12 protein-coding genes are annotated in these 12,994 nt (G+C 57.4%); 2 read left to right on the top strand and 10 right to left on the bottom strand.

The window, feature by feature from the left end; translation table 11 throughout:
• Positions 1 to 63 precede the first annotated feature (63 nt).
• The 4 genes from V0R37_RS08495 to V0R37_RS08480 all read right to left on the bottom strand — a co-directional run bounded on the left by V0R37_RS08495 (position 64) and on the right by V0R37_RS08480 (position 4,639).
• Entirely contained in the window at positions 64 to 1,041 is a 978-nt protein-coding gene (locus V0R37_RS08495) for a Bug family tripartite tricarboxylate transporter substrate binding protein (protein WP_420374117.1), read from the bottom strand.
• Between the two features lie 167 nt (positions 1,042 to 1,208).
• Positions 1,209 to 2,177 carry a PDR/VanB family oxidoreductase gene (locus V0R37_RS08490; RefSeq protein WP_420374116.1) on the bottom strand — a complete coding sequence of 323 codons (969 nt, stop codon included), beginning with the start codon at positions 2,175 to 2,177 and terminating at the stop codon, positions 1,209 to 1,211.
• A gap of 63 nt (positions 2,178 to 2,240) precedes the next feature.
• On the bottom strand, positions 2,241 to 3,236 hold the full coding sequence (locus V0R37_RS08485; RefSeq protein WP_420374115.1) for an ABC transporter substrate-binding protein: 996 nt from the start codon (positions 3,234 to 3,236) through the stop codon (positions 2,241 to 2,243).
• Between the two features lie 92 nt (positions 3,237 to 3,328).
• On the bottom strand, positions 3,329 to 4,639 hold the full coding sequence (locus tag V0R37_RS08480; RefSeq protein ID WP_420374114.1) for a Rieske 2Fe-2S domain-containing protein: 1,311 nt from the start codon (positions 4,637 to 4,639) through the stop codon (positions 3,329 to 3,331).
• Between the two features lie 188 nt (positions 4,640 to 4,827).
• Here V0R37_RS08480 and V0R37_RS08475 point away from each other — a divergent pair, with 188 nt between their 5' ends.
• Both V0R37_RS08475 and V0R37_RS08470 read left to right on the top strand, forming a co-directional pair.
• Positions 4,828 to 5,667: a fumarylacetoacetate hydrolase family protein gene (locus tag V0R37_RS08475; protein ID WP_420374113.1), complete on the top strand. Its 840-nt coding sequence runs from the start codon at positions 4,828 to 4,830 to the stop codon at positions 5,665 to 5,667.
• A 46-nt stretch (positions 5,668 to 5,713) separates the two neighbouring features.
• Positions 5,714 to 6,658, top strand: coding sequence for a VOC family protein (locus tag V0R37_RS08470; protein WP_420374112.1), 945 nt, complete (start codon positions 5,714 to 5,716; stop codon positions 6,656 to 6,658).
• Between the two features lie 60 nt (positions 6,659 to 6,718).
• Here V0R37_RS08470 and V0R37_RS08465 read toward each other — a convergent pair whose 3' ends face one another.
• The 6 genes from V0R37_RS08465 to V0R37_RS08440 all read right to left on the bottom strand — a co-directional run bounded on the left by V0R37_RS08465 (position 6,719) and on the right by V0R37_RS08440 (position 12,950).
• Positions 6,719 to 8,230 carry a TAXI family TRAP transporter solute-binding subunit gene (locus tag V0R37_RS08465; protein WP_420374111.1) on the bottom strand — a complete coding sequence of 504 codons (1,512 nt, stop codon included), beginning with the start codon at positions 8,228 to 8,230 and terminating at the stop codon, positions 6,719 to 6,721.
• A 2-nt stretch (positions 8,231 to 8,232) separates the two neighbouring features.
• The gene (gene gltS / locus V0R37_RS08460; protein WP_420374110.1) at positions 8,233 to 9,423 is read right to left on the bottom strand and encodes a sodium/glutamate symporter; all 1,191 of its coding nucleotides are present in this window, start codon (positions 9,421 to 9,423) and stop codon (positions 8,233 to 8,235) included.
• A gap of 107 nt (positions 9,424 to 9,530) precedes the next feature.
• Positions 9,531 to 9,863: a YMGG-like glycine zipper-containing protein gene (locus tag V0R37_RS08455; protein WP_420374109.1), complete on the bottom strand. Its 333-nt coding sequence runs from the start codon at positions 9,861 to 9,863 to the stop codon at positions 9,531 to 9,533.
• Positions 9,864 to 10,132: 269 nt separating this feature from the next.
• The gene (locus V0R37_RS08450) at positions 10,133 to 11,116 is read right to left on the bottom strand and encodes a Bug family tripartite tricarboxylate transporter substrate binding protein (protein WP_420374108.1); all 984 of its coding nucleotides are present in this window, start codon (positions 11,114 to 11,116) and stop codon (positions 10,133 to 10,135) included.
• A 134-nt stretch (positions 11,117 to 11,250) separates the two neighbouring features.
• On the bottom strand, positions 11,251 to 12,009 hold the full coding sequence (locus tag V0R37_RS08445) for a FadR/GntR family transcriptional regulator (protein ID WP_420374107.1): 759 nt from the start codon (positions 12,007 to 12,009) through the stop codon (positions 11,251 to 11,253).
• 80 nt (positions 12,010 to 12,089) lie between these two features.
• Positions 12,090 to 12,950: a LysR substrate-binding domain-containing protein gene (locus V0R37_RS08440; RefSeq protein WP_420374106.1), complete on the bottom strand. Its 861-nt coding sequence runs from the start codon at positions 12,948 to 12,950 to the stop codon at positions 12,090 to 12,092.
• Positions 12,951 to 12,994 lie beyond the last annotated feature (44 nt).

Raw genomic sequence — 12,994 nt, 5'->3', positions numbered from 1 at the left:
TGTTGATATGGATTTTTGGATCTTCCGGCCCATACTCTTGCAGCAGTGGGCCGGCAATGCTGGTTAGTTCGGGTCGACGCCAGACAGCTTGACCGATGCCTCATATTTCTTAAGGTTTTCACGGATATTTTTCGCATATTCTTCAGGCGTGCTCCAGACCGGAATCGACCCTAGGATTTCAAAACGATCGCGCATTTCCTTTGTATCAAGGGCCTTTGAGATGGCCTTGGATAATTTGTCCAGAATTTCCGGCGGGGTGCCTGCCGGAGCCAGTACGCCCACTTCGGAGGGGAAGTCATATCCGGGAAATAGCTCGGACAGGGCTGGCACATTCGGTGTTCCTGGAAATCGCTTTGCTGATGTAACGGCCAATAGATTGACTTGCCCTGTCGTCGCATAAGGGCCGACGGTGGGCAGTGCAGTCATCAGAACAGGGACTTGGCCGGCAAGAAGGGCCGGAACGGATTGACCGGATCCTTTGTACGGAATATGCGTCAAATTGATATTTGCCTCGGACTTGAACACTTCCATCGCGATCTGATGAATGCTTCCCACGCCGGACGATCCATAGTTAATGGAGCCCGGTTCTTTCTTGGCCTGGGAGACTAGGTCCTGGATTGTCTTGATCGAGGTCGTCTTTGCATTTGCGGCGATGAACATGGGCGTGATCCCAGCCAGGCTGATGGGAGCAAAGTCCTTCACAGGATCGTAGCCGACCGATTTGAACAGATAAGGCGCGATAGCCAGCTGTCCTATATCCGCAACCAGCAATGTGTATCCATCGGGGGACGAGTTCGCCAGTTGCCTGGTCGCAAGCGTGCCGCCAGCGCCAGGGCGGTTGTCGATAACGAACGATTGACCCAGCAGGCTGCCCAGCTTCTCGCCGAGTGTGCGGGCAATGATGTCAGGGGTTCCGCCCGGTGCGTAACCCACAAGAACCTTAACAGGTCGATTGGGATAGTCCGGGGCCGCATATGCACAGCCGGCGAACGTGGCCAAGCTTAGCAGACCTACAGCGATATTCTTTGAAAGGGTTAACATTTTCTCTCCTTTGGGATGATGGTATTGCCCGCTCTATCGAAAGAAGGCGGTTATTTACTGCTTGTTGTTTCTTATGTTTTCACTGCTGGGCTACCAATACTTTATAAGCGTCGTCCTCCATTGAATTTGGATGTCTGGCGTGGAAAGAAATTCGGGGGCTCTTGATTTCAAATATCCAGAACAAGCTCTGGAGAGCATGCTCGGGACACGCAGCTTATGATCCGATCGCGTTGCTCGTTTTCAGACAATACGAAATCGCGGTGATCGGCTTCGCCTTCCAGCAAGCCCACCTGACAAGATCCACAGCTACCGCTCTCGCAAGAGCTGGCGATGCGGACTCCCGCATTGCGCAAGGTCTGCAGCAGGGTTTCCTGGGCCGGCACGGTAAGTTTCGTTCCTGACTTTGCCAGGCGCACGGTGAATGCCCGGTCATCAAGCCGAGGTTTGGGTTTGAGCGCACCAAAATCTTCAAAGTGCACGCTTGACGAAGGCCAATGTCCTGCCATATCGCGCACGGCTTGCATAAGCGGGTTCGGCCCGCAGCAATATAAGTGGGTGCGGTCCGGCTTTTCCAGCATGGGCCACAAGTCCAGGCGGCGATCGGGCTTACCTTCGTCGTGGTGAATGACGACCTTCCCTTTGAACTCCGGTTTTTCCCAATCTCCCAGGAATGCGGTTTCTTGCGAGGAGCGCGTGCAGTAATAGAGCTTGAATGGTTTGCTTCCTGCGGCAGACAAGGCCAGCAGCATTGAGCGTATCGGCGTAATCCCAATACCGCCGGCGATGAACAGGTATCGGGCGGCGTCTTGAACGAGCGGGAAAGCGTTTCGCGGCTCGGATGCGAGCAAGGTGTCGCCTACCTTCAGGTTATCGACCATACTCTTCGAGCCCCCCCGTCCAGCGGCATCTCGCTTTACGGCTATGACATAGCGATTAAGCTCGGTAGGCGCGTTGCATAGCGAGTATTGACGCAACAACTCATTCGGCGTCTCCACGAATATATGAGAGCCCGCAGAGAAGGTGGGGAGCTCGCCGCCGTCCGGCCGCTGCAACTGAAAACTCATGGTATCGCTCGCAATCTTGTTGGCGGCGGTAACAAGCAGCGACATATTTGCGATTTGTTTTGCTTCTGACATGGTGATTTCTCTGTTTGAAGCCCGGCAGGACGGGTTCCAGGCTATCGACAGGCGTTTGTCCCGTTAGACCTTATGGCGCTCAAGTGTTCCAGGTGCGAAGAGTTCTTCTATCTTGAGAAGCCGCTCTGCTGTGCCATGCTTGTGCGCATACTGCACCACGGCGCTCAATGCCTTCTGGTTCTCGGCCACTCCGTATGGCCAATAGTCGGCTCCCATCTGGGATCGGGTTTGCTCCATCCAGGGGCCCAGCCAGGGGAAGGTAATAGGCAATGCAGCAATGTTCTCCAGCGCCGTTACCGCTATTTCCTTTGCCTTGATGAATGCTGTGTAGACGGAGCTCGCCAGCCAGGGGTGGGCATGCACCAAATCTCGCCGGATACCGATGACATGCATTATGGGAAATATCCCTGTACGCGCGAAATACGTGGCCTCGGCCGCTTGGTAATCCGGAAATAGCCTTTTAACCATGGGCACGCCTTCAGTGAAGCAGCGGGGAGGGCGCATTGCGATCAGTGCATCAAGTTTTCCCTCTCGCAGCCAGGAGTCCAGGGTTGCGTCTGATGAAATGGAGGAGACTTGTATGGTGGGCGGCAGATTGAGTGCGAGCTTCTCCACACGGCCGGGTTGTTCGAGTCCGCCTTGGAACCATTCGAAATCCCAAGGCTCCACGCCGTAATCCTGGGACAGGAGTGCGCGTGCCCACAAGGCTGCGGTAATTTGGTATTCGGGGACTCCTACGCGTTTCCCCTTAAGGTCTTCCGGGGAGTCGATGCCGCAATCTGTGCGTATATAAATTGCCGAATGGCGGAAGGTGCGAGAAATGAAAACCGGTATCGCAACGTACGGCATTTCTACACCACGACTAAGGTTCAATATATATGAGCTGAGCGACAGTTCGCAGACATCGAACTCTTCGTTCCGGTATGCGCGGAAGAAAAGTTCTTCAGGCCCCATGGTCATGAAGTTCAGGTCGCAGCCTTCAATAAGGACGCGACCATCACGTATCGCTTGAACGCGATCATAATCACCACAGGCGAGGGTAATGGACAATTTTTTCACGGCTTTCTCCTGCGTCGGTCGACGCACAAGCAAGTTTCTGTAAAGTAAGGTCGACGCGAATGGATCATGTCTGCATCGAGTCCGGCTTTGCCTTATGTGGCGCTTTTGATTTCCTTGCTGCGATTGAGGGGCAAGCCCGTGATCAGCGTGCGCCAATCCGTTTCCTTTTCGGTAACTCCTTCGTACGAACGGATATCTGCGAACGGGGTGCTGCGGCCAATAGTGCCGATTGCGGGTTTGCCTTCCAGGATGCCTTGTGCTGCTTCGACCATGATGCGGCGGAATTCGACGATCGCGATATCGCTCGCGCCTAGCCTGTCGTCGGATCGATTAGCGATCCTTCCCATGGTTTCCCACATTGCAATATCCTGATTGGGTATGCCGCGAAGACCGGTGAAGTCGCCTAGCTTCATCGCCTTGCGATCCTGAAGATAATCGTTGTCGCGTGAGCGTATACGGTGAAACTTTTCATCCAGGTCTATGCCCACCTGAGCTCCGCAGAACTTGCGCCAGCTTTCCTGGTCGATGCCAATGCCTGGCGTCGTATCGTCGCTCCAGGCGATGAAATACAGGAAGGTATTGATGTCATCGATCGGGACCGTATACTGGATGAGGCTGTACTGGCTATTCGGCGGAATCTGTACGGTGATGGGCGCGATGAAGTTCGTCACCCGTAAATAGTTGTGCGTATCGGCGTTAGTAATTGGGCGCCGAATGGCAACATAGCTCATCCCGTAATCGGTGTGCTGGACCTGAATGCGTGGCGATTTATCCGTTGAAGGACGGGTCATATATGCTTCGGTCATTCCTGCGTTTGCCACGCGGGCCGGCCGGATATCGGTGGAATGCAGGCTAGAACTATGAGCTGAATCTATGGCCCCTTCCAGCACCTGTGCCCAATTGCATCCCACATGCACCTTGACGATGCTTACTTTGGCTTTTGAGCCATTGGCGAAACCTGGACGTTCGAATTCGGGCATGGCGTCAGGCGGCCCCATGTATACCCATACCAATCCGTTGGCTTCGCGCACAGGGTAGGATTTATGTTTGACCTTTTCCGCCAGCGCACTGCCGTCCGGCTCGGACGGCATATCGACCACATTGCCGTCCACGTCCATCTTCCAGCCATGATAGAGGCACCGTAGTCCGCATTCCTCGTTACGGCCGTACACCAGAGAGGCGCGCCGGTGCGGGCAGAACTCGTCGAGTAGCCCGACACGGCCATCGCTATTCCGGAACGCAACCAGATTCTCGCCCAGAATGCGTACTCGTACCGGATTGCCGTCGGCCTCGGGTACCTCTTCCACCAAACAGGCTGGTAGCCAATGGCGCCTCATTATCTGCCCCATTGCCGCGCCGCCTTCGACTCGGCACAGCAGTTCATTTTCTTCGTGGGTCAACACCGTGCTTTCTCCTTGCCCTTGCTGTGTCGCATGACGCTGATTCTGTGGATCAAGTCTTCACAGATAAATCATCAGTCGTGCATATAATTAGATATCTAAGTATAATATTAGTGATCTAATTATTTTCCGTCAAGCATGATTTGAAATTCAATGACTAGGACGGCCTCTATCGCTCAAAGGAGACATGCATGCGCTACATCAGTTTTATTCACGAAGGTCAGGCTGTATTGGGTATCAGGGAAGGGAAGAGGATTCATATACTCGGCAATGAATTGCTTGATTCCTTGCTTGCAAGAGGAGTGGACCTGGCGGAGTACGGACGAAATCAGCCTTATGCAGCTACGCTGGATGAGGCGCAAATAAAGGATTTCCTTCCGCCTCTGGTTCGGCCTCCCAAGATCTTCTGCGTAGGCCTGAACTATGCTGACCATACCAAGGAGAGTGATTACGAACAGCCCGACTATCCCACTATTTTTCCTCGCTACCACAGCAGCCTGGTTGCCCATCAAGAACCCATTGTCCGGCCACTGGCGTCGGACTCGCTGGACTTTGAGGGGGAAATGGCAGTGGTTCTTACCGGTGGCGGACGGCATATTGCAAAAGAGGACGCCTTGCGGTGGGTGGCCGGTTATTCGGTATTCAACGACGGATCGATAAGGGAATATCAATTCAAATCGCCGCAGTGGACGATAGGCAAGAATTTTGACAATACGGGCGCCTTTGGTCCCGACCTGGTGACGGCTGATGAGCTACCCCCAGGAGGGCGTGGATTGACGTTGGAGACTCGCCTGAATGGCGTGGTGGTGCAATGCGCTTCAACCGACGACATGCTCTTCGATGTTGCCACGCTTATTTCCATTCTCAGCGAAGCCATTTCTCTTGAGGCGGGCGATGTCATTGTCACCGGAACGCCATCGGGTATAGGCTGGGCTAGGGATCCTCGATTGCTGATGCGCGAAGGCGACATCTGCGAGGTGTCGATCTCACAAATTGGCACCTTGCGAAACTCAATCGAAAACGAGCGGTAAGCGAGCGGATCCCCATGGGATATCCCCGCAAGGAGAGGAGCAGATTATGAGTTCCACAAACGAAAGCGCCGGCTTGGCTGGTGTCAGCGTACATTCAATTGATCGGTTCGCCCTGACTGTGCCCGACTTGAAGGCCGCAGTGCGGTTTTATACGGCCTTCGGCCTTGATGTGTCGGATGAAGGCGGCAAGCTGATCATCAAAGCAGCGGATGGCCATGCCTGGGGCGTGGTCGAGCAAGGCCAGCGCAAAGCGTTAAAGTATCTAAGCTTTAATTGCTTCGAGGCCGACTTGCCTTTGTTTCGCAAGCAATTGAAAACGGCGGGTGCGCGCGACGCGGAGCCCCTGGACTTAACAGGTTCGACTGATTACTGGTTTTATGACCCTGACGGCAATTTGCTCCATCTACAGGTCGGGCCTAAAACATCCCCCGATGCCAAGACCCCTAATCCAAGGGTAAATATCGCCGCGAATGAGCGGGGGGCGCCAAGGCGCGGAGATGCGGCACAAGTGCGGCCTCGCCGACTTTCTCACGTCCTGCTGTTTTCGTCCGATGTTTCCCGCAGTATCGATTTTTATTGTCAAGGGCTCGGATTGCGGCTTTCCGATAGGTCGCAAGATATAGTGGCATTTCTGCACGCTCCTCATGGTTGTGATCACCACTTGGTTGCATTCGCCAAGAGCTCGGTACGCGGTTGGCATCATTCTTCCTGGGATGTCGATGGCGTTGACGAGGTGGGGTTGGGAGCGGAGCAAATGGCGATAGCAGGGTATACAGAAGGATGGGGAACAGGACGCCATGTGCTCGGATCGAATTATTTCCATTATGTGCGCGACCCCTGGGGTTCGTTCGCAGAGTACTCGGCTCACATAGACTATATAGAGGCCGGTTATCAATGGGCGGGGCGTGATCACCCGCCTGAGAACTCCCTTTACCTATGGGGGCCGCAAGTTCCTTCCTATTTCATCGAAAACTCTGAAGCGAAGCCGTAACTTCAGAAGCAATACATGCAGCAGCGAAACGGGCGCTCGGTATTCATGCCAGGCTCCCCTCTATCGTGATGCGCTCGGCTCTGCGCCGGCTTCCGATGCCTTTGCCGATGCCGCCAGGCTTTCCAGTTCCTTGGCGGCGGCGGGATGCAGGGGCACGGAAAGGCCGATGCGGCTGGAGGCAATCGATATCTGTGCGCCCTGTGCGCTGCCCAGTGCCGAAAAATCGCGGCCTTCGCGGAAGAGGTCGCGTGTCAGTGATGCAACCTCGGCATCCGATAGGCTGGCATCGGCCAGCAGAAGGGCGGCGGTGGCGATGGTTGGAATGTCGCGATCCAGGCCGGGGTAACTGCCCTTGGAAACCGTATAAGGAAAGTAGCCTGTTTTGCTGTCCGCAAGCAGGGTCACCGCGTTTTCGGACAGTGGCAGCATGCGCAGGGGCATGTCGCGCAGCGAGTCCCGCACGCTGTCGGCGGGTACCCCGATGACCTGCATTATCGCGTCGACTTCCTGGTTTTGCAGGGCAAGCAGCGCGGCGCCTATGCTCAGTTCGCGGGCAGAGATGTCATGCAGTTCCAGGCCATGGGCCTTCAGGACGCGCAGCGCTGTCGTGCGCGAGGCCGAGCCGGGCTCGCCGATGGCCACGCGCTTGCCCCTCAAGTCGGCAACCGATGCCAGCTTGCCATCGGCTCTGACCAGGATATGCATGGGCTCGGGGTACAGGCTGGCAATGGCGCACAGGGCGGAATAAGGCCCCTGGTCCTGAAATGCATTCGTTCCCTGGTAGGCATCCAGGGCGGCGTCTCCCTGTGCCAGCGCGACCGAGGCCTTGCCCGAACGCAGCAGCTGTAGATTCTCTTCACCGCCGTGCGTAATCAGCGGCACGATGCGTGAGTCCTGTTCATGCGACAGCGCACGCGCCAGACGCAGATATTGCCCATGTTCGGCCCCCGCCGCGATGGCGTAGCCATTTGCTATGCGGGCCAGCCGCGCCCGTATGCTGGCCTGCGCGGCGGCGAGTTCTTCTCCGATGGCGGCATGCTGTGCCGGCGAGCTGTCCCGGGGAAAGGCATCCACCACTTTGCGCAGGGCGCTAAGGATGGCGCCCGTGCCTTGGCCTTCGCCCGTGGCGTATCCGGGCGCGACAGGGGGCTGGTAGCCGGCCGGCATAACGGGCGTCCACTGCCCATCGTCCTGGCGGTACACGGCGATGCCGTGGGCGCTTATCAGGTCTCCCGCCCGGTTCCCTCCCGACCGTATCCCCTCTATGCCTTTCGGGCCGGCGCCGAGCGCCGAGATGAGTCCCGCGATACCAGGGGCGTTCCATGCGCCGAAGTCGATATCTCGCTTGAGCCGGAGTTCGGCGTCAAAGTAGATGGTCCGGCGATCTTCACCGACGGGAGCCTTGGTGTCGGCCTGGGAGCCGCGCCGCTCCAGGCTGGCGAGCTCGACGGCGTTATTGGGTAAAGCCAGCTCGAGCCGCTTGGCCACATCCGCGCGCAAGGTGTCGGTATCGGGACCGGCGCCGCATGCGGCCAGGAACAAAAGAAACAGACAAGCAAGAACGGCCCGCATCGTCAGCCTCCGATAAAGGGCAGGGCCAGCATTGCGGTCAGGATGAATGCATTCATGATGTCCACAAAGAAAGCTCCAGCCAAAGGTGCAATCAGGTAACTGGTGGGAGCGGGGCCATGCCTGGATGTAATGGCCTGCATATTGGCCATGGCGGTTGCCGTCGATCCCATGTTGAAGCCGATAAAGGCCGCCGACGTGACGGCCGCCTCATAATCGCGGCCCATGAAGCGGAAGCATACGAAAACGACATACAGGAAGATCACGACGACCTGGGCCAGGATGATGGCCAGGAATGGGCCGGCGGATAGCGCGACTTCGACCAGATTCAAGGTCATCATGGTCATGACCAGGAATAGCGACAGGGAAACGTTCGCTATCAGTTCCGCCGCGCGATCATCGAACCGGACGCCTATGAAGGGCAGCAGATTGCGGATGGCAATGCCGATAAGCATGCACCACAGGAATGCCGGGATGGTGACCGATCCACCAGAGAAGTGGCTGGCCAGCGACTGGCCGGCAATCAGGGCGGCAAATATGCCCGCCAGGGCGGTCAGGGCCGAGATGGTGTCCAAGGGTGCGGCGGGTTCATTGAACTCATGCGATTCAGCGGCTTCTTCAGCGGATGAGCGCAATCTATGGCGCTTGATCAGGTATTGCGCGATGGGGCCGCCGATCAGCCCGCCCACAATCAGTCCGATGGTGGCCACCGTCATGGTCAGATCCATGACCATTTGCAGATTGTTTACTTCGGCGAAGCGATCCGCGTAAGCGGCGCCTGTGCCGTGGCCCCCCACCAAGGTGATCGAGCCGGCCACCAGGCCGAAGATGGGGTGCAGGTCCAGCAGCTTCGCCAAGGTCACGCCCACTGCGTTTTGCAGCACGATAAAAGGCAGCAGCAGTACCAGGAAAACAAGCAAGGCCTTGCCGCCGCGCTTTAGCATCCGCAGATCGGCGCACAAGCCGACGCCGCTGAAAAACATCAGCAGGAAAATGGGCTTGATGGGCTGGTCGAACGTTATCTTGAAATCGGCGGCGGCCAACGCTATGGACGCCAATATCGCAAAGAGCAGGCCGCCGGTGATGGGATCCGGTATGTTGTAGCGGGACAGGAAAGAAATTTTGCGGTTGACCAGCGCCCCGATAAGGAGCATGCCGATCGCCGCCAATAGGGATACAAGGGGGTCGAAGCTCATGCGAATAACCAAATGGCCGGCGGGATCCGGGCAGCCTTTTCCGCAAAGGCGCGCCGAGGCCGTAGATTAACATGGCGGATCGCCGGCCAAGGTTTTACGGCATAAGATCAGCGGCGCCGGCGGTCATGGCGATCGTCCCAGCGCCGGCTGTCGCGATCGTATGATTTTTGACGGGACGATCGTTGTTTCCTGTCCCAATCGCGTCCCCGACGGTCGCTCCGGTCTTCGGTCAGTATGTTGCCAAGCACGCCGCCCGCCGCGGCGCCGCCCAGGGTGTAAAGAGGGTCGCCGCCCGAAAATACCGCTCCGGTTGCGGCGCCCAGCCCGGCTCCGAGCAGGGTGTTATTGGTTTTTCGATCGTAATGAGTGGCGCAGCCGGCGGCGGCCAGCGACATCAGGCCAATGGCGGCGATGCGGGCGACGTTGCGCTGTAGCTTCATGGCGAACTCCTGTTGATGGTCGATGAAGCCAGAGTAGCCATGCAGGTTTATATGGACAAGGACGTAAAGCGTTTTTGCAGCGCGCTGAAATATTTGCCGCCTTCCAGGGCGGTTTTGTAATGGTTTTGTATTGAATCCGGGGCCGGCACACAACACAGGCGCTGAAAAGCATCGCCGGAGCGTGATGCGTTTGGCGCCGCAACGCAAACGCGGGCCCTTAAACAGGCCCGCGCTTTATGTGGCCCATGGCGGCGCCAGGGAGCGGGATTTTATTCCAGCTTTATGCCTGCATCCTTCACCACCTTGGCCCAGTCGGCCACTTGCGTCTTCAACCAGCCGCCAAACTCGTCCGGCGTCATTTCGATCGGCTGGGCTCCCAGGGTTTCCAATTTTGCCTGGACATCGGGCATCTTCATGATCTTGGCCATTTCGGTGTTCAACTTGTCGACGACGGGCTTGGGCGTTCCCGCGGGAGCCAGCACGCCTTGCCAGCTTCCAGTAACGAAGCCGGGAATCATTTCGCTGACGGTCGGCACGTCGGGCAATTGAGGCAAGCGCTTGCTGCTGGTCACGGCCAGCAGCTTGATCTTGCCGCTCTTGACATGCGGATAAGTGGCAACCATGCCGTTGGTGGTGGCGTCGACTTGGCCGCCGATCAGGTCGGTGAGTGCCTGGGCGCCGCCTTTATAGGGTATATAGCCCCACTCCACGCCGGTTTTCTGGGCGAAAAGCACACCGGCCATATGCGGCGCGCTGCCTATGCCGGCAGCGGCGGCGAAGTTCATTGCGCCTTTCTTTGCCTTGGCGTAAGCGACGAGTTCCTCTTGGGTCTTGACCGGCAGGGCGTTGGTGGTCACCAGCAAGTGAGGCGAATAGGCCAGCATGGAAACCGGTGCCAGATCCTTGATGGGATCGAAGGGCATATTGGGATAGACGCTGGGGCTGATGCTCAGGTTGCCCAAGTCGACCAGCAGCAAGGTATAGCCGTCGGCCGCGGAGCGCACGACATAGTCGGCGCCTATATTGCCATTGGCGCCGGCGCGATTTTCCACCACAACAGTCTGTCCCAGCGCCTGACCGAGCTTATCGCCCACCAATCGGCCCAGCACGTCCGATGTGCCGCCCGCGGGGAAGGGCACAATCAGCTTGATGGGTTTATCGGGATAGTTTGCAGCGCCGGACTGGGCCAGCGCAGGCGCGCCGAATACGGCGATGCAGCAGGCCGCGATGGCTGTTTTGACGAAGGTTTTCATGATTATCTCCTCGACAGCGCCCAGGGCGCCGCTTCCTTATGGGGTGATCGAATTTTTATTGCGTGCGTTCATCATATCTACTTGTCAGTTGTCGTACAAGAGAAATTATGAGCTTTTCGAAAAATTTTCGCCTTTTATGTCTTATGTGTCCCCAAGCCGGACGCTGTTTCGGAGGCACGCTTGAGCCGGTCGCGGCTATTGCTCAGATGCCTATGCATGGCAAGGCGCGCGGCCTCCGCATTTTTTTCGGCTATGGCCTGAAAAATGGCGTGGTGTTCCAGATCCACTTTTTTCAGATAGGCGTTTCGTGCGGCAATGTCGCTTTTATACATGCCGATACGCGATCGCGGAATGGCCATCATGCCCAGATAAGCGAACAATTCAATGAAATAGCGATTATTGGTGGCCTGCGCGATTTCTTGATGAAAGCTGAAATCCGCATCGACGCCGTCCTGCTGCGTATCGACGGCGCGGCCCATCAGTTCCAGCGCCTGGCGCAAACGTTCAAGTTGCGCGGCGCTGCGGCGTTCCGCCGCCAGCGCGGCGGCCTCGGATTCGAGGCTGGTGCGCAGCTCGAGCAAGCTGATGATTTCCTTGACAGTGTCCAGCTCCTCGGGGTCGATACGAAATGGCGCGATGGACGAGGCGTCCAGGACGAACACGCCCACACCTTGCCGGGCCGATGCCAGTCCGGCGCTTTTAAGGCTGGAAACGGCTTCGCGCACAACGGTCCTGCTGACGCCGTAGGAGGCGACCATCTCGTGTTCGCTGGGGAGCTTATCGCCTGGCTTCAACTCGCCCCGGGCGATGCGGTCGCTTAAGTCCTTGGCCAGCTGGGCTGCCAGGCTTTTGGGCCGCTGAAGAGAAAGAGATGGACGGATCAGTGTTGCCATGGTCGCGCGCCAAGGGATTGCAATCATTCATTATAGCTGTCCGCTTGTATGATGACAGGCTTCCAGGAAGCAACATTACGCTAACGGATCAGTTGCGCGAACGCTTGCGCCAAGGGGGCGCGGATGCTGCTTCGGGTCCAGCACATGCCTATGGAGCGAATGGGAACGGGGCCGGGCAAAGCCCATTTGGCCACGCCTTGCGGACCTGTATCGAGCGTGCCGGTATCGGGCAGGATGGATACGCCCAGCCCTTCGGAAACCAATTTTCCTATTGCGTCGATGCCGTCCAACTCCAGCCTTATGCGTGGACGGATGGACCGCCCGCGCAGATAGTCATCGGCCATTTTTCCTCCGACCACGCTACGGTCATAGCAGATGTAGGGTTGAGCCAGCAATGTCTCCAATGGGTCTGCGACCTTCAGCGAAGCCGGGGCGATCAGCATGAGCGGCTCTTTATGGATTTCCATCCAGATGCAGTTTTTAGGCAGATCGAACTGGGGGTGTACGAGAATGGCCGCATCCAGCGCGCCTTCGAGCACACGCGAATAGAGCGATTTGGATGAGCCCGGCTCGATGAAAACCTCGATGGCCGGGTATCGGGCAAACCAGCTTTTAAGCGTGCCCGGGACGACGCCGTTCAAGGCTGTGGGCGTAGCGCCCAGATGCAGCGGGCCGGCTGGCAGGTCGGTGTCCGACGCCAGCGAGCGTAAATCGCGCGCGTCGCCAAGTATCTTCTTGGCCAGTTCCAGTATCCGGCGTCCGGCTACAGTCGGCTGCACGGTGCGCCCCGCGCGGGTCAGCAACTGACTGCCCATCGATGCGTCCAGGGCGCGGAGCCTTTGCTGCACGGATGCGGGGGTCAAGTCTTGAAAGCGCGCGGCTTTGGCGATGGAACCGAGCTCGACCACATGCACAAAGGTTTGCAGAAAGCGTAGATCCATGGAAGCGTCATCATTTAAAAGATGGTTTTTCCTTATTCTAAAGA

The sequence above is a fragment of the Pollutimonas rozaliensis genome, assembly GCF_048751585.1.
GTDB lineage: Bacteria > Pseudomonadota > Gammaproteobacteria > Burkholderiales > Burkholderiaceae_B.
Note: the sequence above shows the minus strand (reverse complement) of the source record. Positions and strands in the feature narration are given on the sequence as shown.

Bases quoted from the DNA above. Each gene is read 5' to 3' on its own strand.
- V0R37_RS08495 (WP_420374117.1), bottom strand. From the start codon at position 1,041: ATGTTAACCCTTTCAAAGAATATCGCTGTAGGTCTGCTAAGCTTGGCC.
- V0R37_RS08490 (WP_420374116.1), bottom strand. From the start codon at position 2,177: ATGTCAGAAGCAAAACAAATCGCAAATATGTCGCTGCTTGTTACCGCC.
- V0R37_RS08475 (WP_420374113.1), top strand. From the start codon at position 4,828: ATGCGCTACATCAGTTTTATTCACGAAGGTCAGGCTGTATTGGGTATC.
- V0R37_RS08470 (WP_420374112.1), top strand. From the start codon at position 5,714: ATGAGTTCCACAAACGAAAGCGCCGGCTTGGCTGGTGTCAGCGTACAT.
- V0R37_RS08465 (WP_420374111.1), bottom strand. From the start codon at position 8,230: ATGCGGGCCGTTCTTGCTTGTCTGTTTCTTTTGTTCCTGGCCGCATGC.
- gltS (WP_420374110.1), bottom strand. From the start codon at position 9,423: ATGAGCTTCGACCCCCTTGTATCCCTATTGGCGGCGATCGGCATGCTC.
- V0R37_RS08455 (WP_420374109.1), bottom strand. From the start codon at position 9,863: ATGAAGCTACAGCGCAACGTCGCCCGCATCGCCGCCATTGGCCTGATG.
- V0R37_RS08450 (WP_420374108.1), bottom strand. From the start codon at position 11,116: ATGAAAACCTTCGTCAAAACAGCCATCGCGGCCTGCTGCATCGCCGTA.
- V0R37_RS08445 (WP_420374107.1), bottom strand. From the start codon at position 12,009: ATGGCAACACTGATCCGTCCATCTCTTTCTCTTCAGCGGCCCAAAAGC.
- V0R37_RS08440 (WP_420374106.1), bottom strand. From the start codon at position 12,950: ATGGATCTACGCTTTCTGCAAACCTTTGTGCATGTGGTCGAGCTCGGT.